This is a genomic window from Trichocoleus sp. DQ-A1 (assembly GCF_039961955.1).
In the GTDB taxonomy this organism is placed as follows: Bacteria; Cyanobacteriota; Cyanobacteriia; order Cyanobacteriales; family FACHB-T130; genus FACHB-T130.
This window is the reverse complement of the sequence record NZ_JAMPKE010000019.1, coordinates 90,022-116,075: the sequence shown is the minus strand read 5'-3', so window position 1 is coordinate 116,075 and position 26,054 is coordinate 90,022. Positions and strand designations below refer to the sequence as shown.

Annotated in this window: 23 protein-coding genes and 2 tRNA genes; 9 read left to right on the top strand and 16 right to left on the bottom strand. The window is 46.9% G+C overall.

Annotated features, from left to right (window positions below):
* Window positions 1-213: 213 nt before the first annotated feature.
* Window positions 214-681 (bottom strand): SsrA-binding protein SmpB, encoded by a 468-nt coding sequence (gene smpB, locus NDI33_RS18150; protein WP_190413167.1) that lies wholly within the window; start codon window positions 679-681, stop codon window positions 214-216.
* Between the two features lie 75 nt (window positions 682-756).
* Entirely contained in the window at window positions 757-2,637 is a 1,881-nt protein-coding gene (locus NDI33_RS18145) for a serine/threonine-protein kinase (RefSeq protein WP_190673427.1), read from the bottom strand.
* Window positions 2,638-3,066: 429 nt separating this feature from the next.
* On the opposite strand from NDI33_RS18145, the gene NDI33_RS18140 reads away from it, so the two are divergent.
* Window positions 3,067-3,597 carry a hypothetical protein gene (locus NDI33_RS18140; protein WP_190673425.1) on the top strand — a complete coding sequence of 177 codons (531 nt, stop codon included), beginning with the start codon at window positions 3,067-3,069 and terminating at the stop codon, window positions 3,595-3,597.
* A 91-nt stretch (window positions 3,598-3,688) separates the two neighbouring features.
* On the opposite strand, the gene NDI33_RS18135 is transcribed toward NDI33_RS18140, so the two are convergent.
* Window positions 3,689-3,835: a hypothetical protein gene (locus NDI33_RS18135; RefSeq protein ID WP_190673422.1), complete on the bottom strand. Its 147-nt coding sequence runs from the start codon at window positions 3,833-3,835 to the stop codon at window positions 3,689-3,691.
* 69 nt (window positions 3,836-3,904) lie between these two features.
* Here NDI33_RS18135 and NDI33_RS18130 point away from each other — a divergent pair, with 69 nt between their 5' ends.
* Complete coding sequence (locus NDI33_RS18130; RefSeq protein WP_190673419.1) at window positions 3,905-6,073, top strand: serine/threonine-protein kinase; 2,169 nt, start codon at window positions 3,905-3,907, stop codon at window positions 6,071-6,073.
* 74 nt (window positions 6,074-6,147) lie between these two features.
* Here the strand turns inward: NDI33_RS18130 and NDI33_RS18125 are convergent, their stop codons facing one another.
* The 4 genes from NDI33_RS18125 to sfsA all read right to left on the bottom strand — a co-directional run bounded on the left by NDI33_RS18125 (window position 6,148) and on the right by sfsA (window position 10,250).
* Window positions 6,148-7,044, bottom strand: a complete 897-nt coding sequence (locus NDI33_RS18125; RefSeq protein WP_190673416.1) for a DNA methylase — start codon at window positions 7,042-7,044, stop codon at window positions 6,148-6,150.
* Window positions 7,045-8,352 (bottom strand): DNA methyltransferase, encoded by a 1,308-nt coding sequence (locus NDI33_RS18120; protein WP_190673413.1) that lies wholly within the window; start codon window positions 8,350-8,352, stop codon window positions 7,045-7,047.
* 42 nt (window positions 8,353-8,394) lie between these two features.
* The gene (locus NDI33_RS18115) at window positions 8,395-9,315 is read right to left on the bottom strand and encodes an NAD(+) kinase (protein ID WP_190413733.1); all 921 of its coding nucleotides are present in this window, start codon (window positions 9,313-9,315) and stop codon (window positions 8,395-8,397) included.
* 182 nt (window positions 9,316-9,497) lie between these two features.
* Window positions 9,498-10,250, bottom strand: coding sequence for a DNA/RNA nuclease SfsA (gene sfsA, locus NDI33_RS18110; RefSeq protein ID WP_190413178.1), 753 nt, complete (start codon window positions 10,248-10,250; stop codon window positions 9,498-9,500).
* A gap of 129 nt (window positions 10,251-10,379) precedes the next feature.
* Between sfsA and murJ the strand changes: the two genes are divergently transcribed.
* Both murJ and nrtS read left to right on the top strand, forming a co-directional pair.
* The gene (murJ, locus tag NDI33_RS18105) at window positions 10,380-11,996 is read left to right on the top strand and encodes a murein biosynthesis integral membrane protein MurJ (protein WP_190673410.1); all 1,617 of its coding nucleotides are present in this window, start codon (window positions 10,380-10,382) and stop codon (window positions 11,994-11,996) included.
* Window positions 11,997-12,083: 87 nt separating this feature from the next.
* Complete coding sequence (gene nrtS, locus NDI33_RS18100; protein ID WP_242033032.1) at window positions 12,084-12,389, top strand: nitrate/nitrite transporter NrtS; 306 nt, start codon at window positions 12,084-12,086, stop codon at window positions 12,387-12,389.
* 99 nt (window positions 12,390-12,488) lie between these two features.
* On the opposite strand, the gene NDI33_RS18095 is transcribed toward nrtS, so the two are convergent.
* The 3 genes from NDI33_RS18095 to moaC form a co-directional block, all read right to left on the bottom strand.
* Window positions 12,489-12,797 carry a DUF3181 family protein gene (locus NDI33_RS18095; protein WP_190427939.1) on the bottom strand — a complete coding sequence of 103 codons (309 nt, stop codon included), beginning with the start codon at window positions 12,795-12,797 and terminating at the stop codon, window positions 12,489-12,491.
* Window positions 12,798-12,899: 102 nt separating this feature from the next.
* On the bottom strand, window positions 12,900-13,217 hold the full coding sequence (locus tag NDI33_RS18090) for a 2TM domain-containing protein (protein ID WP_190525817.1): 318 nt from the start codon (window positions 13,215-13,217) through the stop codon (window positions 12,900-12,902).
* A gap of 68 nt (window positions 13,218-13,285) precedes the next feature.
* Window positions 13,286-13,795 (bottom strand): cyclic pyranopterin monophosphate synthase MoaC, encoded by a 510-nt coding sequence (gene moaC, locus NDI33_RS18085; RefSeq protein ID WP_190673407.1) that lies wholly within the window; start codon window positions 13,793-13,795, stop codon window positions 13,286-13,288.
* A 34-nt stretch (window positions 13,796-13,829) separates the two neighbouring features.
* On the opposite strand from moaC, the gene NDI33_RS18080 reads away from it, so the two are divergent.
* Window positions 13,830-13,903: transfer RNA gene (locus tag NDI33_RS18080), tRNA-Arg, on the top strand.
* Window positions 13,904-13,960: 57 nt separating this feature from the next.
* Here the strand turns inward: NDI33_RS18080 and NDI33_RS18075 are convergent.
* Genes NDI33_RS18075 through NDI33_RS18065 form a run of 3 tightly spaced genes read right to left on the bottom strand, consistent with a single transcriptional unit; the run spans window position 13,961 to window position 16,982 of the window.
* Complete coding sequence (locus tag NDI33_RS18075; RefSeq protein ID WP_190673404.1) at window positions 13,961-15,223, bottom strand: MFS transporter; 1,263 nt, start codon at window positions 15,221-15,223, stop codon at window positions 13,961-13,963.
* 22 nt (window positions 15,224-15,245) lie between these two features.
* Window positions 15,246-16,235, bottom strand: a complete 990-nt coding sequence (locus NDI33_RS18070) for a glycosyltransferase family 2 protein (protein ID WP_190426314.1) — start codon at window positions 16,233-16,235, stop codon at window positions 15,246-15,248.
* 60 nt (window positions 16,236-16,295) lie between these two features.
* The gene (locus tag NDI33_RS18065) at window positions 16,296-16,982 is read right to left on the bottom strand and encodes a C40 family peptidase (RefSeq protein ID WP_190673401.1); all 687 of its coding nucleotides are present in this window, start codon (window positions 16,980-16,982) and stop codon (window positions 16,296-16,298) included.
* A gap of 81 nt (window positions 16,983-17,063) precedes the next feature.
* Between NDI33_RS18065 and NDI33_RS18060 the strand changes: the two genes are divergently transcribed.
* Window positions 17,064-18,005: a serine hydrolase gene (locus tag NDI33_RS18060; RefSeq protein WP_190673398.1), complete on the top strand. Its 942-nt coding sequence runs from the start codon at window positions 17,064-17,066 to the stop codon at window positions 18,003-18,005.
* A 390-nt stretch (window positions 18,006-18,395) separates the two neighbouring features.
* Complete coding sequence (locus NDI33_RS18055) at window positions 18,396-19,364, top strand: hypothetical protein (RefSeq protein WP_190673395.1); 969 nt, start codon at window positions 18,396-18,398, stop codon at window positions 19,362-19,364.
* A gap of 80 nt (window positions 19,365-19,444) precedes the next feature.
* Here NDI33_RS18055 and NDI33_RS18050 read toward each other — a convergent pair whose 3' ends face one another.
* Both NDI33_RS18050 and NDI33_RS18045 read right to left on the bottom strand, forming a co-directional pair.
* Entirely contained in the window at window positions 19,445-20,818 is a 1,374-nt protein-coding gene (locus NDI33_RS18050) for an ABC transporter substrate-binding protein (protein ID WP_190673393.1), read from the bottom strand.
* Window positions 20,819-21,007: 189 nt separating this feature from the next.
* A tRNA-Ser gene (locus NDI33_RS18045) sits at window positions 21,008-21,099 on the bottom strand.
* A gap of 613 nt (window positions 21,100-21,712) precedes the next feature.
* Between NDI33_RS18045 and NDI33_RS18040 the strand changes: the two genes are divergently transcribed.
* Window positions 21,713-22,993, top strand: a complete 1,281-nt coding sequence (locus tag NDI33_RS18040; protein WP_190673390.1) for a glycosyltransferase family 1 protein — start codon at window positions 21,713-21,715, stop codon at window positions 22,991-22,993.
* 589 nt (window positions 22,994-23,582) lie between these two features.
* Window positions 23,583-25,232, top strand: coding sequence for an ATP-binding protein (locus tag NDI33_RS18035; RefSeq protein ID WP_199302316.1), 1,650 nt, complete (start codon window positions 23,583-23,585; stop codon window positions 25,230-25,232).
* A gap of 29 nt (window positions 25,233-25,261) precedes the next feature.
* Here NDI33_RS18035 and NDI33_RS18030 read toward each other — a convergent pair whose 3' ends face one another.
* Entirely contained in the window at window positions 25,262-26,050 is a 789-nt protein-coding gene (locus NDI33_RS18030) for a mechanosensitive ion channel family protein (protein ID WP_190413201.1), read from the bottom strand.
* Window positions 26,051-26,054 lie beyond the last annotated feature (4 nt).

Sequence of the window (26,054 nt, the reverse complement as noted above, 5' to 3'; positions counted from 1 at the left end):
AATCATCGACGTGGCAAAACAAAGCTTCTAAACTAAGCATGGGCGGGTAGATACTTGAGAACTCAGCACTTTCAGCGTATCTGCTCCGCCCTTTTTTATCCCGAACTCACGTTAAGTATCAGATAAGCAGATGCGAATCCAGCACTTTCAACCTAGCTGTCTTTGTCTGTTTCTAATTCCAAACTCACGTTAATTCCCAATTTCCCGATTTCATTAGTAATTTTTCATCGCCCGTTCCATATCGCGCTTATCATCGCGCCGCTTGACGTCTTCGCGCTTGTCGTGCAGCTTTTTACCCTTGCCAAGACCCAAACTAATTTTAATCCAACCCCCCTTCAAATACATTTTCAGAGGGATTAACGTTAAACCTTGCTGTTCCACCTTGCCAATCAGCTTGCGGATTTCCTGGCGGTGCAGCAGCAATTTGCGAGTGCGACGAGGGTCGTGGTTGAAAAATGCGCCGATGCCCTTGTAGGGCGAAATGTGGACGTTCAGCAGCCATATCTCACCATTGCGAATCAGGGCATAGCCATCTCGTAGATTGGCCTGACCCAGACGAATCGATTTAACCTCGGTGCCAGTTAACTCTATTCCCGCCTCATAGGTTTCCAAAATTTCATAGAGGAAACGGGCTTGCCGGTTATCGCTAAGAATTTTTATCCCTTCGTTCTTTTGACTCATTGCAGCCCATCAGTGGAAAACCTTCCCTTAACGTAGCCTTAAAACAGAACCTGTTGCAATAGACTCTGGAGGGAGCTAGGGAATGAGTCTTAGCGTAACTTCTTGGAGGCGGCTACCAGGGTTCATATCTCGATACGTTGCACCGACTTTCCGACTTCTAGCATCTTGGCGTTCTGCTGAAATCTGGGAAGCAGATTGAGCTGCTGCTTTTTGAGCTTCCGCCTTTTTTTCGGCTTCAGCTTGGAGGTGCTGCTTTTCGGTATATTCTGCACTCTTGGCTAAAGCTCTGGCGTAGGTAGGGGTGTCTTGGGGAATCTGTTGCAGATAATTTAACGCACCCGCAAAGTCTGTTCTGAATGCTCGTTCGTAGGCTTGTTGTAACAGATAATCAGCTTTGATATGTTGCTTTTGGGTATATTCAGCAATCTTTGTCTGAACTTTTGCCCCAGCAGGCGTTTGTTGGGGAATGAGCTTGAGATAGTTTAGGGCGCTGGTAAAATCTTTTTCTGCTGCTCGCTGGTAGGCTTTTTTTAGTAATTGTTGAGATTCCGCTTCAATTTTGGGTTGAGTTTCCTGAACAAGTGGCGCTATTTTTTCTTGCCAGTAGGAAATTTTAGGAATCTTACGAGCTGCTTCTAGCACATCTAACCACCGGCTTTCTTTAAATGCTTGTTCGGCGGATTGAAATTGAGCAGCAGCGGTATGCCACTCTTGGCTCCACTCGCGTGCGGTGGCTTGAGCTTCTGGATAGATAGAACTTTCTGAGGGAATAGATTGTGCTAGTGCGATCGCGCCTTGAACATCTCCTGTCTGATATTTGTCCTTCGCGGTAACTAAAATGTTTGATGAAGACTCTGACGGAAAAGCATTCAGCAGAGAATAAAGTCCGCCTGTTATTACTAAACTATTCGCTGCAATCCCGATTCCAAGCCCAGTCAGTATTGGAGAATGTTGAGGTTTGTAAGAGCGAGTATTTCTCTCGCCTTTCCTTGATTTTTGAGTTGGAAATTCTTTAATTGTGGCTTTGTGAGTTTCTTTTTTTTGACGATTAAAAACTGCCTTCTGTACGGGTGGCTGGTTGGTTGTCTCTACTGCTGGCTTCTGGCTTCCGTCTAACGACTGGAGAGCTTGCAGTACCTCCGAAGCTGACTGGTAGCGGCTTTTGAAGTGGTAGCGTACCATCTTGTTCAGGACAGAAACTAAGCGATCGCTCAAGACACTCATCGAGAGACTGCTGATAAAAAGGTGCTGCCAGATCAGCTCACCCGTCTCAGGATTTTCTTTTAATTGTGCCGGTTCCACGCCAGTTAAGGCTTGGATGGCAATTACTCCCAAAGCATAGATATCGCTATTACGGCGGGGATGTCCGATGAGTTGCTCTGAGGGAATGTAACCTAAGCTACCAACAGCCAAAGTCGTATTACTCTGTGCTAGATCGGGAGCTGAATGCTGCGGCTGCGCTACACAAAAATCTACTAGAAATAACTTGCCATCCTCGCCGCGTCTGACTAAATTGTTCGGTTTCAAGTCGCCATGAATGATGCCGTGACTGTGAACAAATGCCAGAATACGCAGGACTTCTTCCAGCATTTCAATGACTTGGGTTTCCGTCCAGCGTTTGACGCAGCCTTGGCTTATGGGCAGTTCCGCACTCAGCTGATGTCCCTGAATAAATTCTTGTACCAAATAGAATTCCTGGTTTTCTTCAAAGGAGTCTAACAACTGAGGAATTCGATTATGGGTGCCAAGTTTTGTCAATATTTCTGTTTCGTTGACGAACCGACGCCTTGCACTTTCCAAACTGTTGGGGTCTGAACTTGCAAGACTAAAGTGCTTGACAACGTATTTTGGCTTGCCTACTTGGTGAATGTCTTCGGCAATATAGGTCTGTCCAAAAACTCCAGATACCAGGAGTTGGACAATTTGGTAACGCCCTTTTAGTAGTTTCCCGATCATGGAGTAAATTGCCAGCTTTTTATCTAGTGAATTTTAAAAACACATCTAGATAATTTTTTCAGCAACTCACATCTATTTCCGGAAGCCAGTGACACGTACTGTACAGCTAAGCGCAAATCAATGTAAAATCGCGCCCGGATACCAGAAACTCAGTTTCTCGACCACAGAGCTATTTACAGTTTTGTTGTGCCTATACGCTCATGCTGAGCGTCGCTACACCGTTTAGAAGCCTACAGTAAAGGAGCGCATTTCTCAACTTGCGCCCCTGTTGTGGGTCAAAAAAATCAAGTCTATTGCTGTGTCAAAAATGTTTTGACAGTCTGTAGAGGCTTTCGGGTCGGAAAGCCCCTACTTTTCAGATAAACATTGACAGACTAATCTCCAGACACCGATTTACCGTTCGCTCACTGTAATGGTGGCGTGGGTGGTGTGACTGGTGTAATCGACGGGATTGCCGGTGTTACGCCTGGTGTGACCGGCGGTATTACGGGTATCACGGGCGGAACCCCTGGTAGAGCAGGCGGTGTTATGCCTGGTGTGGTTGGTGTTGCTACGCCTGGTGTGGTTGGGGTGGTGACGCCTGGTGTGGTTGGTGTGGCTACACCAGGTATAGTCGGCGTGGTTACGCCTGGTGCGGTCGGCGGTGTCGGTGTGGTGACGCCTGGTGTGGTTGGTGTGGTGACGCCTGGTGTGGTTGGTGTGGTTACACCTGGTGTGGCTGGTGTGGTTACACCTGGTGTAGTTGGCGTAGTGACGCCTGGTGTAGTCGGTGTGGTGACGCCTGGTGTGGTCGGTGTGGTGACGCCTGGTGTGGTCGGTGTGGTGACGCCTGGTGTGGTCGATGTGCCTGGGGCGTTAGATTGGGCAAGACCTGAGGTGGAGATAGCGACGGGCGCTGAAAAGGCTAGAAGAGTAGCAAAGACAAACTTTCTTATCATTTGGGTAGATGCCTATGGTTAAGTTTTATCAAAAGAGCCTGGTTGCATATTGACAAAAGTATGTTTCAGCTCACCAGCAATCCCCTTGCTATGGGTAGAGTCAATCGCCTACCCTAAGAAAGACGTTTGAGCTGAGAGCGATCGCACTTTGGGGGGGTTGACTGGAAGCTGCGGTGTTTCCAGCGAAGCGATCGCATCAAATCACCTGATGGATTGTTTTCACCTATGTAGGTGGAGTTAGACAAGTTCTTCTGTGCCAAAATCGATTTCAACGATTGCGCGATTTTTCTGCAAAGACGCTTTCCTAACGCTATCTGCCACGAAACTCCATGAACTTAGTTATCGGACAAACACTGGGAGGTCATTACCAAATCATTAACGCCTTGGGAGGAGGAGGGTTTGGTCAAACTTATCTTGCCCAAGATATGTATCTTCCTGGCACCCCGCGATGCGTTGTTAAGCTACTCAAGCCTCAAGCAACCGATCCCCAGACTTTGCAAACTGCGAGACGCCTCTTCGAGACGGAAGCAAAAGTTCTCCACCAGTTAGGGAATCACGATCGGATTCCGCGACTTTTTGCTTACTTCGAGGAAAATCAAGAGTTTTATCTAGTTCAAGAATTCATTGAAGGTGGCGATCTTAGCCAGGAACTCCCCACAGGCGGTAGCAGTGGAGCCACCCCGCCACTATCTGAAGATGAAGTAATTTCTCTGTTACAAGAGATTCTTGAAATATTAGAATTTGTCCATCAACAAAATGTTATCCACCGCGATATCAACCCTCGAAATTTAATCAGACGTAAGGAAGATAACAAGTTAGTTTTAATTGATTTTGGTGCAGTTAAGCGAATTAGCACTCAAATAATTAAGGGAGCAAAAACTAGCTTTACGGTTGCCATTGGTACTCCAGGCTACTTACCAAGCGAACAAGCGAACGGAAACCCCAAGTTAAGCAGTGATATCTATGCGGTAGGCATGATAGGAATTCAAGCTCTCACCGGCTTATTTCCTAACGAATTACCAGAAGATTCCAATACGGGTGAAATCATTTGGCGTAACCATTCATCAGTCAGCACCACTCTGGCAAATGTTTTAGATAAAATGGTGCGTTATGATTTTCGGCAGCGTTACCAATCTGCTGCTGAAGCGTTGCAAGCTCTCAAAGATTTGAAAATCCCGACGGGTGTCACAATGATGGTTGCACCTTCTGTAAAATCACCCGTTCGTCCAACAAGTCAGAAAAAAAGTAAAAAATCGCGTTCCCTTCCTTGGAAAATTTTAATCTCAACAATTGTCCTAGGATTGGGAACGGGCGCAGCCATTTTTATGGTCAATTTTATTAACTCTTCTAATGCGACTGACTTGTATAACCGAGGCAAAACCTTTTCAGAATTAAATCGCAATGAGGAAGCGCTGAATGCTTATGACAAAGCTCTTAAAATTAGACCGGAATACCTAGAAGCGTGGAATGGTCGCGGTCAAATTCTATTCAATCTGAATAAATATAAAGAGGCGATTGAAGCTTACGACAAAGCCATTCAGATTAGCCCAGAATCCTTTGAAGCCTGGGCGGGTCGCGGCTATGTGCTGGATAAATTGGAGCAATACAAAGAGGCAATTGATTCTTTCGAGAAAGCTTTAACTATTAATCCCAATTCGCCAGAAGTTTGGAATGGTCGCGGCGAAGCAATGACGAATTTACAGCAATATCAAGAAGCAATTGAATCTTTTGATAAGGCGGTGCAATTTAAGCCAGACTACTATCAAGCTTGGTACAGTAGGGGCTGGACGTTGCATAATTTGCAAAAATATGAGGAAGCGATCGCGTCTTATGACAAAGCTGTAGAATCCAAATCCGACTACTCCCAAGCTTGGTACAATCGGGGGAACTCGCTAATGAGCTTGCAACGTTATCAAGACGCGATTGAATCTTATGACAAGGCGGTAAGATTTCAACCGAATCACTTCAAAGCTTGGTATAGCCGGGGAAATGCGTTAGTAAATTTGCAGCAATATAAAGATGCAATTGACTCGTATACCCAAGTTACTAAAATTCAGCCAAATTACTCTAAAGGCTGGTATGGGATTGGTTGGTCGCTGCATCAATTACAACGATACGAAGAAGCGATCGCTTCCTATAACCAAGCAATAAAATTTAATCGAGGCGATTACCTCATTTGGTACAATCGAGGCAATTTACTTTATAACTTGAAACAATATCAAGAAGCGATCGCTTCTTATAATCGAGCCGTTGCTATCAAGCCAGATCACTACGAAAGCTGGTTTAGTCGGGGGAATGCGTTGTTTAACGTGAAGCGGTATGAAGAAGCGATCGCCTCTTATGACAAGGCGATTCGATACAAGCCAGATTACCAGCAAGCCATAGAAGGCAAACAGCGATCGCAGGATCAATTGAAGCAGGAAAAAGAAAAGCTAGCTCAAAAATCAGGTGGTGAGTCCGTTAAACCAGAAAAGCCGAAGCGTGAGAAAAAGAAATAAGCTGCTATGCGTTCTAAATAGATAGCGATCGCACTCTTGATTTAATTACAGGCGCGGGTTCCAACTGGTAGCTTTCAAGTGAATGTTCCTAAAAATCTAATTGCTTCAGCCTTATGCTGGAAGAGGGCATGAATTATATCACCATTGTTATATCGAATGTCAATCTCGTACTTTGAGACAGGCGCGGGTGTAGGTTGGGTATCTGCGTAATTCTGGATGTATTCTATAGCTTGTTCGACATTGGAAATTTGCCTTATCAGCCCGTGTAGAACAGTAACGCTTACCCCCTGAACCCGGCGTGAAAATGACTGGTTTAAGGTATTAATAAAGTTATCTATTCTGACTTTTTCTAGACTGAGCAGGTGATTCTTAATTTCTGCAATATCCTGCGTTGATAACGTATTCCACTGAGAAATTTTCTTTTTAAACTCAGCTTCTGGTGTGTTTTCGTCAAAAGATGCATCAATTTGAACAGATGCAAATGCTCCAACGATGCTGCCATACTGAAGGTAAAGAATTTCAAAACCTTTAGATTGCAATTGATTGAGCGCTCCTTGAGTAAAAACACCCGCCAGGATAGCACCTAAAAAGGGGCGCAGGTGACTATAAGTTTCTGCAAGTGGAAGAAGCGCTCCTTCAATTTCTTGAGTTTTGTTCCTAGAATGCTTAGTGTAGCGTCGCCATGCAGTCTCAATAAATGCTGCTGGAAGCCCACGAGTATGTTCTGTGCCTCCCCGTTCAAGTACATAGTCAAGGTCATGAGAATTTCCATAGCGATCTTCCCATGAAACCTTTTTAATAGACCTTGCCTTGCGCTTCTTTTGATAGTCTAAGTAAAGACCTTGTTCATTAGCGACTTCCTGAAGCCTCTCTCGAATAAATTCTTGGATTAGATTTCCAAGAATCTGACCCCATTTATGTGAAAATGACTCTGCCACTCTTGCTGTTAAAAAATATTTTTGTTGTAACACTTATCCCCGAACCCACAAGCGACCTTCACAGAGAGGAACGTTGTGCTTTCGATTTTTCCACTTCACATTTCGGTCACGAGTCTTCTCAAACGTGAAGGATTCAAATCCTGCCGATTGTGCTAGCGCACCCATCCACTCAATCACCGGGATATAAATTCCATAAGGAGCAGAATCGCCAACAACAAAGCAAACAGTGGAAGGATGTTGGCAGACTCTGCGAAGTGCTATCCAAACTCTAGCAATGTCCAAAAAATAGCACGCAATCATCAGATGATAATTTTTTTTCCCACCGTGCAAATGACGTTCTTTAGCCAGCGTGTGGCAGATTTGAATAATACTCGATTGGATTGGCAATAGTTCAGGAGATGCTAAAACTTTATCCAAATTTACACTCTTATTTGTTACGTGCTGTGAACATGAGCGAATTAGAAATTGCCGCACAGTTTTCTGAAGGTCTCCCCAACCTGCAATTTCTCCCATAAAACACATTTCCAGTCGTGTAGCATCTGCATAATCATAGTTGTTTGCATAGGGTGGTGAGGTGATTACCAAGTTTGCAAAGTTATCAGGGACACCAATACAAGTCCGAGCATCAGACTGAATAAGCTTAGCCTGAGAAACTGCTGTTTTTCCTACTATTCTCATGTCTGTGGCAATCGTTTCTGCCATAAGTTGAAAAGCTGACTTTGGTTCTAGAGTTGAGCTTTTCGTTTTGCGAGGTAAAATGTACTGCCAAGGTGCAGTACCTACATGAGAAACATGACGGAGAATAACAATGAGCGTTAGCCAGGTTAACTGAGATTGCGGAGAATTATCTGCTAATTTCTCCCAAGCTTGACGCAAGCAATCTAGAGATTCCAGTGATTCGTTGGTGAAGCATTTACGGATCAAGGGAGGATAATTTTCTACACAGCCTTGCAGAGTTTCAGCACATCTTATGACCTTCGTTGTATGTTGAATAAAAGCATCTAGGTCAGTTTGATATAACAGCTTTGCTTTGGCTACACGAGCAACGAAAGGATGCGCTTCAATCCCGTAGCATTCGACCCCTATTTTCTCAGCAGCTAGCAAAGTCGTACCCGCACCAGCAAATGGATCGAGGACAGTGACCGTTTCCTGTTTCTTGGCTTTAGTGATGATAGTTTCAACCCATTGAGCAGAGAACCCCGCACTGAACCTAAACCAGCGATGAACTGGCAATTTCATGTTGTCCGCAAAAGTTGAAAAGTTGCTAAAGCATTCAGGATTGAAAGGTGGTGAGACTGGCGATCCAACTTCCCAAAATTGCAACTCTAATTGTTTTGTCATGTAGATATTGAGTGTTAGACTGCCTGAGTTTTAAAGTGAATTTCAATTTCGGTGATTGTTACTGTACCGGATTCTCGCTCCTGCCCATTGCAACTTTTCACGGAGTGTCTGGTAATAGGAATAGTTTTCCCGCAAAATAATGAACTTTGCGAGGCAATTTGCCATGCGAATGTCTACACGCTGTCCGGGCCAAATGGCAGTTGCCAAGACGCCATCCATCCATAGTTTAGTGTTTAACTCGTAGTCAGCCAAAGGCCAAACGCTGACGACAGAACCAGAAGGGATGACAATTGGGCGACTCGCCAGACTTAGCGGGCAGATGGGCGTAACGGTAATCGCTTCCATGCCAGAGTGGACAATCGGGCCATTGGCAGAGATCGTGTAGCAAGTAGAGCCAGTGGGAGTAGAAACAATCAGTCCATCTCCCTGATATTGATCGACCACCTCTCCATCAATTTCCATTTCTAATATCGAGGTAATCATGCGGTCGGCGGAGGCAGGTTTGATGCACATTTCATTGAGTGCAAGGTAGCGATCGCTCACGGGTTCTAAATTCGTGCGGTTCCCCTCAAATAACGCCGCCTGTAACATCATCCGCCGTTCAAGGGCATAGCGATCCTCGCTTAACCTGTCCCAAACCCGGTCAGTATCTTCAAATTCCTCAAACGGCTGGGTTAGAAATCCTAAATGTCCTCCTACATTCACCGCCAAAATCGGTATTCCTTCGGGTGCGAGATGCCGTACTGCCGCCAAAGCCGTGCCATCGCCGCCCAATACTATCGCCAAATCGATTGGATGCATTGCAGAAGCCAAAAACACTGGGTAGGGGTTATCCTTCGCCCCACTTGGCCCCATCAGTACGTGGCAATTGCGTTTTTCCAGTTGTTTGGCGCACTTTTCTGCCCAGCTGCGGCTGAGGGGATCTCCCGCCTTGTGTGCAATGATGACGTTTTTTAGCTCCAATTTGCCTTTACTCAATCGAGGTTAGCTATTTTTCAAGATACCTATCACCCTGCATTTGGGCTACCTTTCCGTTTTTTAACCCTATCCCTGCCGTTGCCCGTTCACGGGCAACCATATTCCCCTCTCCGTTCACGGAGAGGGGTTAGGGGTGAGGTTCCACTGTTTAGGCATCGCTATTCTGGCTAGGATAGGCAAAATGTCTCTGCGGGCATTGACGGCAGAAAATCTGCTAAGCCCAAGTAGCGAATCCCTTCTGGGGTAACTTCAAAGCGACAGGGTAATACTTCCACCCCTTGGGCGATCGCATCACGCAATAATTTTCCATACAGCGGATCGGTAGTGTCTCCAGGCGCAAAATGAGTACAGTCGCCGCGATTCACAAAATAAAGCATTACCGCCCGCATCTGAGGAATTAACGCGGTCAATTCCCGCAGATGCTTTTGTCCTCTTGTCGTGACTGTATCGGGAAATAGCACCAGTTTCCCTTGCGCCCAAGTCGTGCTTTTGACTTCCAAATAAATAGGTAAATCGGAGTCATTACCCGTTAGTAAAAAATCTACCCGGCTATTTTTTTCGACTCCATAGGGCACCTCAAAACGAACTTGGCTGTAATTGCCCAATGTTGGGAACAGGAACTTTTCTAGTGCTAACTTAACGACCCGATTAGGCAAAGCGGTATTCACTCCCACCCAAGTCGGTTCGGTATCGTCAACTTGAATCATTTCCCACGTATACGGCAATTTCCGCTTGGGATTGTCGCTATACGACACCTGCACGGGACTACCGGGCGTTGAAACCCCAGTCATTGGGCCGGTATTTGGACAATGGGCAGTAATAACCTCCCCGGACGCTAGTTCAATATCAGCAAAGAAACGCTTGTAGCGTTTGAGCAAAATTCCGGATGAGAGAGTCGGGTAGCGGTAGAGCCAATCCATAGTATTTTTAACGCAGAGGTAAGCCAGGGAAATCGTAAAGGAGCGCACAGGAGATTTTAACTTGGCGCACCTTGGGGTTAACCTTTGCGTTTAAATAAGATGAGCCAATTGAGGGATTGTTAACCGTTCGTGACTGAAAAGCAGAAAACCGCTCGGACACTCGCTAGCATTGCCGGAATTGTGGCAATTGCTACGCTGATTAGTAAAATTTTTGGGTTAGTGCGTCAACAAGCGATCGCCGCCGCTTTTGGCGTGGGTGTCGTTGCCGATGCCTACAACTACGCTTATGTGATTCCTGGCTTTTTGCTGATCTTACTGGGCGGCATCAATGGCCCTTTTCACAGTGCGATTGTCAGCGTTTTAGCCAAGCAGCGCGACAAATCGGAAGCTGCGCCCCTCGTGGAGACGATTACAACACTCGTAGGCGGGATACTCCTACTCGTCACGATTGTCTTAATCGTGTTTGCGGGTGTGTTTATTAACCTAGTGGCACCCGGTTTAAGCGAGACGCCGCAAGGAATGCAAGTGAGAGCGATCGCAATTCAGCAGTTACAGATCATGGCTCCGATGGCGCTGATGGCTGGGCTAATTGGGATTGGTTTTGGCACCTTAAATGCGGCAGATATGTACTGGCTACCCTCGGTTAGCCCCTTATTCTCCAGCATTACCGTAATTGGTGGACTGGCAGTTTTGGCGCTACAAGTCGGCAACCAAATTACCCTACCCCAATACGCTGAAGTAGGAGGACTGGTGTTGGCAGGGGGAACCCTTGCCGGTGCCGTGTTGCAGTGGCTAGTCCAACTTACTGCCCAGTGGCGGGCTGGCTTGGGCAAGTTACGCCTGCGATTTGAATGGAATCAGCCGGGGGTCAAGGAGGTCTTGAAGGTGATGGGACCGGCGACGCTTTCCTCCGGGACGCTGCAAATTAACCTCTACACCGATTTATTTTTCGCCTCGTATATCCCCACAGCAGCGGCTGCCATGACCTATGCGGGGCTTCTCGTTCAAACGCCTCTAGGAATTATCTCGAATGTCATTTTAGTCCCCCTGCTGCCGGTTTTTTCGCGACTCGCTGCCCCTGAAGATTGGCCCGAACTCAAGCAGCGAATTCGCCAAGGATTACTGCTGACTGCGATTACTATGTTGCCTTTGAGTGCCCTGATGATGACGCTAGCCGTCCCCATCGTCCAAGTAATCTATCAACGCGGAGCCTTTAAGTCTAGAGCATCTGAGTTGGTTGCTTCATTGCTGATGGCTTATGGGATTGGGATGTTTGTCTACTTGGGGCGAGATGTACTGGTGCGGGTATTTTATGCCTTGGGCGATGGAGAGACGCCCTTTCGCATCAGTATCGTGAATATCTTCTTCAATGCTCTGCTAGATTTTATTCTTGTTCAACGTTTTGGGGCACCCGGTTTGATTTTATCCACGGTGATGGTCAATACCATTTCAGTCGTGGCACTCATTTGGATGTTGAATCGCAAGCTTAACGGCTTGCCTTGGCAAGAGTGGAGTTTGCCAATTTTGGGTTTGACAGGTGCTAGCTTTGTAGCTGGTTTAGCGAGTTGGGGTGTCAGTAAAGGTTTTCAACAAGTCTGGAATGCGAATGGGTTGCTGGTGCAGTTATTGCAGCTAAGTTTAGCCGCTTTTGTTGGCTTGATCGTTTATGCTTTCTTGGCAAAGCAGCTGAATTTGCCAGAAGTTGATATTTTTGTGTCGCGGATTCGCCAACGCTTTGGGAGGTAGCGATCGCACTTGCAGCAAACTCAATCCGGTGTATGAAACAATACCAAACTTCTGGAGGAAGGTGTGATATCTAATCCTTAAGCCGAGATGAGTATTGAGGCTTGGCTCGTCCAGCTCGCGCGATCGCAACTAATGAAGACACTTAAAGCATATCTGGTCAGCTTATTTGACAAAGAGTTTATCCCGACCGGATTAAAAACGGCTCTATTTGTCGGGACTCTTTTGTTTTTGATCAATCACGGGGTTGCCTTTTTCCGAGGCGAAATGACGCGCGATCGCTGGATTTCTGGATTGCTGACCTACCTAATGCCTTATCTAGTTAGTGTTTACGGTCAATACGCTTATCGTCGCAAGTTAATCAAAACTTCTGCGTATCAAACTAAACATTTTTAGTCATGCAACTCGCTTTTGCTAATCCTTTTATGAGCGAGCAGGTGAAACCCCCAAACCCCCTCTCTGGCAGAGAAGGGGAAGGGAAAAGCGACAGCTTGTTTATAGATTGCGCTGGAATTCTTCCAGAAGCTCCATCAGGTTTACCTGGCACTGCGTAGGCAACAAATCTACTAAGGGAACTTCCCGCTTCCCGCCGCCTAACTTGACAGGAATCCCTTGCAGGACTTTCGACACCTGATTTTCATCTACAGAATTATCAGCCAGTAGGGGGTACAACTTTTCTGCTACAACCGTATGCAGCTTGGCATCTCGCAAATAAAGGTGCCATTTAGCCACATCGATGTAAACGTTTTCGCCAATTTCAGCGGCGAGAGATTCAATTGCTTCGGAAGTGTTGGTTCTAGCCATAGGATTTACTTTGGTTATGCGGATAGGGAATCTAATGCTTTCATTGCAATTGATCCCCGTCCGAGTTTGAATCCACGAAAAGCAAGAAACAGGGATCTATCTTTAGGTAGTTTTTTTGGATTTTTCTTTGGTTTTGGGCTGGAATCCTAAACCAGCACTGGTATTTGCAGATTCTGTTACTGGGTCGGAATAATCTGCGAGTGCAAAGATATACAGAGCGTGGGTCGCTAAGACTAACGCCCATCCGCCTGTCACCCAGGTTGCCCAAGGCCATGTAGCATTCTGCAAGTTGTGGAAAAACCACAAGCCAGAATTACAGGCACCAAAAATCGCCACATGGATGGCAAAATTCATTCTATCGTCGAGGCGACGATAGGCGGGGTCATTACGGTCTGGTTTTCGAGGCCAACGAGGAGGCATGAAAGTGATGAATTATAAATTATGAGTTATGAGTTGTTAGCGCTAACAACTAAATTCATTCTAAGCCTCTAACTACCCTGTCCTTGGCGAAGGTAATCTCCCGACTTGCCACCCGTCTTACTCACCAAGCGAATCGATTCAATCACCATCCCTTTTTCCAACACTTTCGCCATGTCGTAGAGGGTAAGTGCAGCGACAGAAACGGCTGTTAGCGCTTCCATTTCCACGCCAGTTTCCGCCTTGGTGACGACTTCCGCTTGAATCTGATATCCCGGCAACTGAGCGTCAGGCACGATCTGAACTTCTACTTTATGAATTGGCAAGGGATGACACAGGGGAATTAGCTGAGAAGTCTGCTTTGCTGCCATAATCCCAGCCAATCTCGCAGTTCCCAATACATCTCCTTTCGGCGCGTTCCCCGCCTGAATCGCCTCAAATGTCTCTAGCAACATCCGCACTTGTGCCGCAGCAACAGCATGGCGTCGAGTTTGTTCTTTGCCGGAAACATCCACCATCTGAGCCTCACCGTGGGCATCCAAATGAGTGAGCGGTTGATTTTGAGAAAAATTTTGCATCATACGGTTAGGCTATGCTATTATAAATTTCTGGCAAGGGCTTGTAGCTCAGTGGACTAGAGCACGTGGCTACGGACCACGGTGTCGGGGGTTCGAATCCCTCCTAGCCCGTTACTAAGTAAAAAAGAAAAAGGCAAAAGATTCTTTCTTTTGCCTTTTTTCTTTGAATTATGCCTCACTTTGTAGCCCAACCTTATTCAAGGCATAAACATCCTTTTCTCTGCCAAAGGCGAAGCGAAGGGAATGGGATAAATTTTTGCTGGATAGGGTAGCGAAGATAATCAGCGCCAGGAATGAAATAACTGTTGTAATACTAAACATTGCTCGGTAGCCAATGGGTTCGGCAATGGAACCCAAAACAGGACCCGCGATCGCTATCCCGACATCGAACCCCGTGATGCACAAAGCAAACACTCTGCCTCGTTCTTGGGGAGAGGAACGGTCAGAAATCAAGGCAATCATCATCGGCAGTAACGTTCCCGCTCCTGCGCCTTCCAAAAAACCGCCCACTAAAAAGCTACGGGCAGTGTAAGCATGAGACAGCATCAGCATTGCCAATGCATAGCTGAATATACTGCCAGTGATAAAAATTCCGCGTCCGTAACGGTCAGAAGCGCGACCAATGATGATGCGGGAAATAAAAGACGCGATCGCGGCTGCTGTGTAAAATAACCCCGGATTTAAGTCAACTTCGGCATCTTTAATAAATAAAGGGACGAAGGTACTCAACGCTCCAAACGCTACACCAACCAGCAACAACACTAAAGCTGGAATCCTTAGACGAGGACTTGCCAGAAGTCGCCAAAATTGTTGAGTTTCGGATGAATCGGCAGAGGAATCGGCTGTCTCGTGGACGATTCGGGGTTCTTTGACTTGATTGGCACAAACTAAACCGATCGCTCCTAGTCCGCAAGAGAGCAGAAACAACGGCGTGTAACCAATCCCAGCTTGGATATAACCCCCAACTGCTGGCCCTATCGCCATCCCAACTGGCGTTACCAAGCTCATGTAGCCAATTAACTCACCCCGCTTGGACACTGGAGACAAATCAACCACCAAGGCGCTGTAACCCGTCGTAAAAGCCGCAATGCTAATCCCGTGGAACGCTCGCAGCAGCATTAATAGGGGAATTGATTTAACAACTAGATAGCCCAAAGGCGCGATCGCTGCCACGGTCATGCCAATCAGCAAGACCACCTTGCGACCGCGTCGATCTGCCAAACGCCCCAGCCACGAACGACACAGAACCAATCCGAGGGCAAATGACCCCATGACAATCCCAATCTGCTGCGTCGTGCCACCCACATCCTCGATATAGAGCGGCAGCGTCGGGAGCAAAGAAGCCATACTAGACCAAAATAATAGCCCAGCCGTAAATAAAACCAACAGATTGCGGCGACTGGGCGGCTCTAGCGTCCAAAAAACTTTCAAAGCTTAATTCCTTCTTACACTTTTAGCCTTCCCTTTGTTTACTATTGTTAACATTCCCCCCAACAACTTCCCTCACCCGATAGATTGGTCTGCCCTGAGACTCGTGATAAGTTCTCATTAACAATTCTGCAAGCAGTCCAAAAGAAAACAATTGCACACCCGTCACTAGCAGTACGACCGCCAGAATCAATAACGGGCGATCGCCAATGCTCTGACCGAAACCCACTTTTAAAATCGTTAAATACAGACCAAGCAGCGTCCCTAATGCCATTGCAATAATGCCAAACAGCCCAAAGACGTGCATGGGGCGGGTGAGGAACTTTTTCATAAAGTAGACGGTTAACAAGTCCATCACGACTCGGAATGTCCGCCCCAACCCATACTTACTGCTTCCATAGCGGCGGGCATGGTGCCCCACTGGCAGCTCAGTAATTCTTGCCCCCTCAATGAACGCCAAAGCTGGCAAAAATCGGTGCAATTCCCCATAAAGATTCATATCCGCCACCAATTCTGAGCGGTAGGCTTTTAGGGAACAACCGTAGTCATGCAACTCTACACCCGTGACTCGCCCAATTAACCAGTTAGCGATTTTAGACGGAAGCAGACGAGTCAGGGCGGCGTCCTGTCGTTTCTCACGCCAGCCACTTACCAAGTCATAGCCTTCTTCTAACTTTGCCAGGAGCCGGGGAATATCCGCCGGGTCATTCTGCAAATCGCCATCCATTGTGATAATCACCTTGCCTCGCGCATAGTTAAACCCCGCAGACATTGCTGGAGTTTGACCGTAGTTTCGACGCAGAAGCACTGCTTTTAAGTTTTTGTGGGTTTGCACTAGAGATTTCAGCAATTCCGCTGAACCATCCTTGGAACCATCATCCACGCAAATAATTTCGTAGTTCAGATTCGTCTCAATTAAAGTGGTTGCGATCGCTTCAATTAGGTGGGGTAAACTTTCCACCTCGTTATAAACCGGCACTACTACAGAAATATCGGGGATCTCGTCAGCAGACATTTCGCTTTGCGTTACCAGTCTTTCAGGAATTAACACGATTGCCTCCCACCTTTTGGTGTCTTATTGTCGTTGTGGTTGATAACTGGCAACCACTCGCCCGCAAGAGCGCAGTTGCCGAAAATACGACTGACTAATCGAATCTCCCTGTTCCGAAAGGACATCAATTCCAATTCCGTTGCGACCCTGTTCTTGACCGGAACTATGGATATAACGTCCTTCTCCCAGGTATAAACCCACATGGGTTGTTCTATCTCCGATGCCAAAAAAGATTAAATCACCTGATTGTAGCTCTTGAATCGCAATCGATTCTGTAAAAGCTTCCTGCTGATAGGAATCTCTCGGCAACCAAATCCCAGAGGCAGAAAAGGCGGCTTGCATCAGCCCGGAACAGTCATAATTTGGCCCAACTGTTCCGCCCCAGAGATAATAATTCGGCTGTTGCATCGCCGCTTGCATAAAGGCAATAACTTGGGGTAAGCGATTTTGAATTTCTGTTGGGGAGATAGTGTAAGCTCGCAAGGGCGTTTGTGCCTCTTCAATCTCCTTGAGGTCTTGAATTTCCACCCAGCCGGAATAGTCATCTTCACACAGACAAACCTGGATAGATGAATCTAAATCTGTCTTTGGCGACAAAATCCGCAAGTGACGCCCGGTTGCTGCCTGAGTTGCCAAACGAGTACAACTGGGGGAATCATAGAGGTTTAGATTGACTCGACATTGGTACTCGCGGAATGAGTCATGGGTCATGGGTCAGTGGTTGTTGGTCAGTGGTACAAACTATTGAACAATTGACAACTGATAACTGACAACTGATAACAACTGATAAAAATGACATTTTTTCACAAAGACGAACAACTAGAAAAATTAGGCGATCGCATTTTAGAAGCAACTTGGGCAGAATTTCCGGGATTAGCCCGCAACCAAATTGCCTTAACCTGGGTAGTCTACGATCCCCCAGTGCCCGTCAATACTGGCGGTGCCCTTAGCTCAGAGGAATTTTGGAAATATCCAGTCCGGGGCTTTAGCTATCGCGGCGTCGAGCGAATCTTTCCTGCCAGCATCGTTAAACTGTTTTATCTGGTTGCTGTACAAGAGTGGCTGGAACAAGGAATGATCCAAACTTCCTCGGAGTTAGAGCGAGCCATCCGCGACATGATTATTGATTCCAGCAACGACGCCACCAGCTTAGTGCTGGATGTATTGACTGGCACTACTAGCGGTCCAGAGTTGCCGCCAGGGCCGTTTGAAACCTGGCAGTTGCAGCGCAATATCGTGAATCGCTACTTTCAATCCCTCGGTTGGACAGAGATGGAAACCATCAATGTCAATCAAAAACCTTGGGGTGACGGTCCCTATGGGCGAGAGCGGGCATTTTTAGGGGAGATGCGGGAAAACCGCAATATGGTGACGACCAATGCCACGGCGAGGCTCATACATAGCATTGTCGGAGGCGTTGCAGTTTCCTCCGGGCGATCGCAAGCAATGATGGGACTGATGAAACGCAGCCTCCATGCAGAAGACGATGAAGCCCCCGATGAGGAAAATCAGGTGCGGGGTTTCTTAGGTGGCGGACTGCCTCCAAATGCCCAATTGTGGTCTAAAGCCGGTTGGACAAGCCAAGTTCGCCACGACGCCGCTTATATCGAGCTACCATCACGGCACCCTTATTTGTTGATTGTGTTCACTGAAGGCAAAGCAAATAGTAAAAACAAAGCGATTCTCCCCTTTGTTTCCCAGCAAGTTGTCGCGGCAATGGACAGCCTTACCTAGTACAATCTGCGGTTACAGAGGCGAGCTTCATCAATCACGAAGAAACCCTTTTTATTGTAAAAAAGGGTTTCTTCGTCATCAAAATCAAAATGAGCGATTGGTCGCATCCCAAGCCTTTATCAGAGAAATTGCGATCGCTGCTTTGGAGATAAAGCCTAGGAACCGGGAATAAAAATCTCTTTTATCACCTTCTGACCCTCTTTATTCCATTTCACCTGTCAACATCAATTTCGTCGAATACTAGCCACTTTCAGCGCATAATCCTTCCTTGGTGGGTAGCAAATTCTTTTAAAATTTCCTAAATTGACGACAGGGAAATATAATTTCCGAGAGAATAGGCAATTAAGGTTGGCTTTCGTAGATTTTTGAGGAAGTTTTTGAGGAGTGACCGTGAATACAATCTTTTCTAAGCGTGTTTCTTTCTTACTAGGTCTGACGGCACTGACAGTTTTCAGCGGTGGCTTGTCAGCTACAGCCCAGTCCACTGCCACAGTCATTGACCAAAAGACTCCTGCGGTCATTGAGACTTCAGAACCTGCCGCATCTGAGGCGATCGCTGAGCCAACAGTAATGGGTATGCCAGTTGTCAAGCCAGTTGTCAAGTCGGCAGATGTCACACCGATTACCCAATCAACTGTTCCGGCTGCACCACAAGTCCCGGCTGCACCGCAAGCCCCGGTCTCAACACAATATAATCTGAGCCAACAGCCGGTCATTCTCTCGGAGTACCAAGATGCAACGCTGGTTGAAGAAAGCGCAAAGCCCGTGGCTTCAGAGCCTTCCTCCTTGGCAGCGGCTGATGATACTGCTACTACGCAACCATTTCCCGGCGTAACCACTTCTGCTGCCGCTCTCGCCGCACCACAGCAACCAACTGCTGAAACTCCAAACTTACCCAATGACTCTGAGATTGCTCAAACCGACATCGAACTCGGTCGAGCCACCCGTGCCGGTCGAAGCTACGTCGGGGTTGGCTTCAATATTGGTTTCGGGGGTGATAGTGCTTTGGGCGATGGTAGTTTCGCCGTGATCAGCAAAATTGGTCTAACCAATACGTTGTCTGTACGCCCTTCCGTGCTACTCGGTGACGATACGACCTTTCTGCTTCCAGTGACTTACGACTTTAACATCCGACAGTCAGATCCGTTTGAACCCGTCAGATTCGCCCCTTACGTGGGTGGCGGTGTCACGATTTCCACGGGTGATGACAGCGACATTGGTTTCCTGGTTACAGGTGGCGTCGATGTACCTTTGACACGGCAATTTACAGCAAATGCAGCTCTAAATATCGGATTTCAAAGCGATGAAGTGCCAGTGGGACTAATTCTGGGTGTGGGTTACACCTTCCCTGGTTTCTAGAGAAGGTAAAAATCAAGGGCAAAAGATAACAGAAAAATTTGGTTTCTCCTGTTTCTTTTGCCTTTGTACTTTCTTACTTTTTATTTGGTTACTGCTACTTGGGGGCTGACTTTGCCGGTCACAGCTAGACTACCCGTAGGTTCTACTGCCCAGACATCGTAGCTACCCACCACATCGCCGTTGGCATCAATATCTACGTTACCGCTAGCTCCCTGGTAGTTAATCTCCTCACCCTTCCGTACCAGTTCTAGCGCTTGACAAACATCGCTTACTTCTGTGCCAGGGGCATTGGCGACATCGCGAATCTTACTTTTAATGCCTTCGCCGGTATTTGATTTAGCGTCTTCGGCTGCTAGTACCATCAAAGCGGCAGCATCCCAGGCATGAGGGACATAGGCGCTCAATCCCCTTCCGGTTTTCTCTTTCCAAATCTTGGTGAACTCAGCCAGTGCTGGGCCATTAGCACCGGGAACCGTACCGATTGCCCCAGCTAATATAAATTTATCATCGCTGGTTTTGCCGACCTGTTCGGGAAAGTCTTCCGAATAAGCACCATCGGTTAGCATCACCTGGACGCCTTTACTGAGACCTTGCTCGTAGGCAGATTTTAAGAACAAGCTGCCGGTTTCGGCGTAGACAACCGCTGCTACCGCATCCGGTTTGCCATTAAATGCAGCTGCTGCCTCGCTTTCAAAAGTGGCAGCTTTAGGGTCATAACGAGTTGGCTTTCCTTCGTTGACGACAGTCCCTCCTAATTTTTTGAAGGCTTGTACAAATTCTCTTTCAAAGCCAACCCCATAGTCGTTGTTGATGACGACAGTGGAAACGCGCTTAAATCCTCTGTCACTAGCTAGTTTTGCTAAAGCCTGAGCTTGATAGGTATCGGGGGGAGCCGTCCGCGCCCAATAACCTTGAAATTCTCCTTTTTTGGCTCGTTCGGTAAAGACTGGGCTGGTGCTACCCGGTGAGATAAACATCACCTTGTTGCGGACAGCAACAGGCACGGCGGCACTAGAAACGCTGCTGGCAAAGGAACCGACGACGCCAGCAACTCTATCTACTTCCGTTAATTTGGTCATTCCTGCGGTGCCAGCGTTGGGATCGGTTTGGTCATCTTCAGGAATAAATGTGACTGGCTGACTATTGACGCCGCCACACTTGTTGACGGTGTCTATTAACAGGCGGATAGCATCTGGCAGGGGTTGCCCTACGGAAGATAGGTCGCCAGTGGTCGGCAGCAGTGAGCCAATCTTGAGTCCGGAACCGCTGGTGGCTGGGGTAGAACCTGTAGTCTGGGCGGGGCTACTGGTTGTACTGGTTGGCGTGTTATTACCTGGCGTTGTTTGAGAGGGGTTTTCGCAAGCAACGGTTAGAAAACTTGTCGTAATGGTGGTAATTGCTAGGGCGATCGCCCAACTCGGTTTGATATTTTTGGCTGAAGCGGGTCTGCTCATTTGGGTGTTTAACTCTTCAACAGTCCACGATTGAAATCAAATATTTTAATTGATCTCAGTTGTTTAAGAATACAGCCATAACTTCTGCCAACATTTTAGCTAGCAGAAGCGATCGCTGTGAGACGTCAAGAGTGAGGCGTTTGCTTTTCCCGATTGGGCTTCGCTACTTGTCTGTTTTCGCTTTTAAAACGGAGAGGGAGGGATTCGAACCCTCGGTACGGAGTTACCAACCGTACAACAGATTAGCAATCTGTCGCTTTCGACCACTCAGCCACCTCTCCTAGGTGACAAATATAGATAATAGCAGATATTAATCAATTGGTGCTGCTGTCAAAAAAATTTTCTTTTTTTTGATGCCCGATCGTTCCGAGTGAGTCTTCGCAGTTGCAGGGAAAGCCATGATTCATCCTCGTCGTTGTGGTTGTTTGCTTCTTTCCCAATGCCTTAGTATAATTACCTATTGTTAAATTTCTTATGGCTGGCAAAGAAATCTAATAAATGCTTACAACCCGCTTTCTTTAAGGCTTGGGCGATTTAAATATTCTCGCGTTTCACAATTAAATCTATAAATCTTCACTTCCCTGACCGTTGGAGGACGGAAAAATGGGAATCCATTCGCTACTCTGGCGATTTATATGCCCTTTGGCTTAAAATTTTATTTCTTTGGGGGGAGGTCATGATACCCAATGATACCCACCCGTCCCCCGGAAGGTTGAATATAGTCAGGTAGTAGATTCTCTCCCGTAGTTGATGTTCATCATCAACGGCGAAGCTTATCCTATTAGCACAAGTAAAGATTCCTTAAGTTCCGGTGGGCTAAACAGGCAACTAAGTAGAATAGTCAACCCCTGCTTCGCCCTGAACGTCGTTGAGTGAAAAAATCGATATAAATATATGCTTTCCACAAACAACCAGCACATTGCTCTAATTTCCGTCCACGGAGATCCAGCAATTGAAATCGGTAAAGAAGAGGCTGGCGGTCAAAACGTTTATGTACGTCAGGTGGGTGAGGCACTTGCTCAACAGGGGTGGCAAGTAGATATGTTTACCCGCAAAGTTAGTGGCGATCAACCCACGATTGTTCAACATAGCGCGAATTGTCGAACAATTCGCTTGACAGCTGGTCCTGAAGAGTTTGTCCCAAGAGACAATTTGTTTGAGTATCTGCCAGTGTTTGTCGAACAGATGCTCAAGTTTCAGCAGCAAGAAGGCATTGAATATTCTATAGTACACACAAATTACTGGCTCTCATCTTGGGTGGGAATGGAGCTGAAGAAAGTTCAACCCATCAAACAAATTCATACTTACCACTCTTTGGGAGCCGTCAAATATAAGTCAGTTTCGACGATTCCCTTGATTGCTACCACGCGGCTAGAGGTAGAAAGAAAGGTTTTAGAGACAGCGGAACGGATTGTTGCCACCAGTCCGCAAGAGAAAGAACATATGCGATCGCTGGTTTCTACAAAAGGCAACATCGACATCATCCCCTGCGGCACCGATATTCGCAAGTTTGGTTCCGTCACCCGCGAAGCAGCACGAGAGAAACTGGGAATCGACGCCGACACCAACGTAGTCTTCTATGTGGGTCGATTTGATCGCCGCAAGGGAATCGAAACACTCGTTCGCGCCGTTGGCAAGTCCCAGATGCGCCAGCAGGGCAACCTAAAACTATTTATCGGCGGGGGTTCTCGTCCCGGTCAAAGTGACGGTATCGAACGCGATCGCATTGAAAAAATTGTCGGCGAACTGGGGCTGCAAGACATCACCTCCTTCCCCGGACGGTTGGGTGACGACACCCTGCCCGCTTACTACGCCGCCGCTGATGTTTGTGTCGTACCCAGTCATTACGAACCCTTCGGTTTAGTGGCAATTGAAGCAATGGCTTCTGGAACGCCCGTCGTTGCTAGTGATGTCGGCGGACTCCAGTTCACCGTCGTCCCCGAAGAAACGGGTTTACTGGCACCCCCGAAAGATGCCGTAGCGTTTGCAGCCGCGATTGACCGCATTCTCGCCAATCCAGAATGGCGCAAGCAGCTAGGTGAGAAGGCAAGAGTTCGGGTAGAGAAGATGTTTAGTTGGGATGGCGTAGCGACTCAACTAAGCGACCTTTACACCCAGTTATTGAAAGAACAACCTGCACCAGAATTAGAATTGGTCACTCAAGTCAGCGCCTAATTACGCAGCAGCTTGTCCTGGAAATACCCTACAAAGACTTCTAGTTGTACCAGTAAGATTAGTACAACTAGAAGCCTTTGTTTTACTGTATACTTTTTTCCAAATAAAAATTATTCTATATCTACATAATGATTATTTAGAAAAATTCCCTTTTTAAAGCAACCATTTGAGTGTTGCTCGCTCTCAAATTATCCGGATTTTGAGGAGATTGGTTGCAATTTATTAGTGATGGAATAAATAAAATAATGGGTTGGAATTGGATGATGTTGTTATATATATACTTTATTTAAATTTTACAATCCGATTCTAAGTTCCCTTTTCCCATCCAAAATCCTCAACCTAAAATGGTGTTAACCTCAAGTAACACAGTACCGCTCGTGGCGTTGATAGTAATTCACGTTGATACCAATTAACGTTGATACCAATTCACTTTGTACTTGTGACTTTAGTAAGAGCGCATAGTCGTGTGCTTACGTTCATATACTTACAATCAATTAAAGAAAGGGTATGAATGACCTATGATAATCTCTAATTAAGCGTGCAGAATACCAGCGTGAAACGGCTATTTACAACAGCATGGAACCTTCTTTTGAACGCTATTCAAACCATTTACAGTCGTCTTTTTAGAAAAAAACGTCGCCAGTTACGTCGTCAGCCCCTCCGACAAGAAGCCTCAATCGATTCTGAATTGAATCAAATCAACCTCACCCCATCGAAACCGACAGAGGAAATCAGCAGCAGCCCACCCATCCCCATCAATGAGGCAGATAGGCTCAAAGCGCTGAATCGCTACAAGATTCTTGATACTGCTCCTGAAGAAGCATTTGACGATTTGACGGCTCTGGCAGCCTATATTTGTGGCACTCCCATTGCTTTAGTCAGCCTCGTCGATTCTAATCGGCAGTGGTTCAAATCAAAAATCGGTCTAGAAGCAACGGAAACGCCAAGAGACGTGGCATTCTGCGCCCATGCCTTGGTGCAACCAGATGAGTTGTTGATTGTGCCCAATGCCTTAGAAGATCGGCGGTTTTCCAACAACCCGCTCGTGACCTCAGACACTAATCTCCGGTTTTATGCGGGTACCCCTTTGGTAACATCTGATGGCTATGCTGTCGGCACCCTCTGCGCGATTGACCGGATTCCACGTCATCTCACCCCCGAACAGATGGAGGCACTGCGGGCGTTGGGGCGTCAAGTGGTCAGCCAGATGGAGTTACGGATTAATCTGGATAAATTAGAACGGACTGTCAGCAAGAGTCGGCGAGTAGAGCAAGCACTCCGCCGCAGTAATCAACGACTGTTGCAAACCCTCAAGACATTACGAAATACTCAAGCCCAACTGATTCAGAGCGAAAAAATGTCGAGTTTGGGTCAATTGGTTGCTGGTGTCGCCCATGAAATTAACAACCCTGTCAACTTTATTCACGGCAACCTGCCCTATGTTAGTGCCTATGTTCGGGATCTCCTCGATTTGCTAAACCTCTACAAAAAGCAATATCCCCATCCCGATGGCGAGATTCAAAAAAAAGCAGAAACAATTGATGTGAACTTTCTAGTAGAAGATTTACCAAAAACTTTGGCTTCTATGAAAGTGGGTACTGACCGAATCCATCAAATTGTTTTTTCGTTGCGAAACTTCTCCCGATTGGATGAAGCCGAGATGAGACGAGTTGATATCCACGAAGGGATTAATAGCACGCTTTTAATCCTTCAGCATCGGCTTAAACCCACAGCCCAAAATCTCGGCATTGAAGTGATTAAAGAGTACGGAGTCCTTCCACCCGTTGAGTGCTACGCAGGTCCCTTGAACCAGGTATTTATGAATATCTTGAGTAATGCGGTGGATGCTCTAGAGTTGTCAATGGTCAATAGTCAGCCGTCAATCATTCGTGAAACAACAACTGACCTAGAGACACGATTAATCGTGTCTCTACCCACTAGCAGTGCTTGGCTTCGCATTAGCACCAGCCTTTCTTCTGACCGATCTCATGTAGTAATTCGCATTGCGGATAATGGCCCTGGCATACCGGAAGAGATTAGGGCAAAGATATTCGATCCATTTTTCACGACGAAGCCTTTAGGGAAAGGCACGGGAATCGGATTGTCGATTAGCTACCAGATTATCGTTGAGAAGCATGGCGGGGTACTGAAGTGTCTGTCTGAACCAGGACAAGGAACAGAGTTTCGGATTGAACTGCCGATTCACGGGAAAATAATGAAGATGAAGGAGCAAGAATGATCCCGCGTCCTTCAGGAGTAGGCAGAAGACTACAGTGACAATTCTGGCTCTCGCAGAGCTTCTTTCACCAGCTGTTGTACTTCGGAACGGACGTGATCGTAGGCTTCAGATGCACACCAAGGACGGAGATATAAAATTGTTCCGGTTGCTGAGATGGAAGCAACGTGACAGGTCGTTTTTGGTTCTTCCAAAACTAAGGGATGGGGTTGAATTAAAGACAAAAGTAGGGTGATAGTCGGTTCGATCGGGCGATCGCCAATATCAATGTCTAAATCGACTCGTCGCTTGCCGAGTACGGTGGTATTTTTCAGCGTCCCGCTGAATAATTGCCCGTTCGGCACTGTAATTACTACGTTGTCTCGCGTTACTAGCGTAGTCGAGAAAATGCCGATGGCATCCACTACCCCAGCAGCCCCCGCCCCTTCAATAAAATCCCCTACCTCAAACGGGCGCAAACTAATCAGCATCACACCAGCGGCAAAGTGAGATAAGGTATTCTGCAATGCTAAGCCGATTGCTAAACCAGCCGCCCCCACTACCGCGACAACGCTGGTCGTCTCGATTCCCAACCTGTTGAGAACGGCGACCATCCCGACGACCAGCGTGAAAATCTCGGCTACCTGAATCAAGAACTTGCGTAAGGTTGGCTCTGTGCGACTTAGCGCTTTGCGAGTAAGACCTCCTACCCAACCTACAGCTAATCGGGTGAGCAGCAGAATTGTCGCTGCCCAGAGAAGGTTCTGTAGAATCTTAAAATACGCTTGGCCAATCAGGTAGTTCCATAACTGCGATGCAGCTTCAACAGAAATAATATCCATTTTC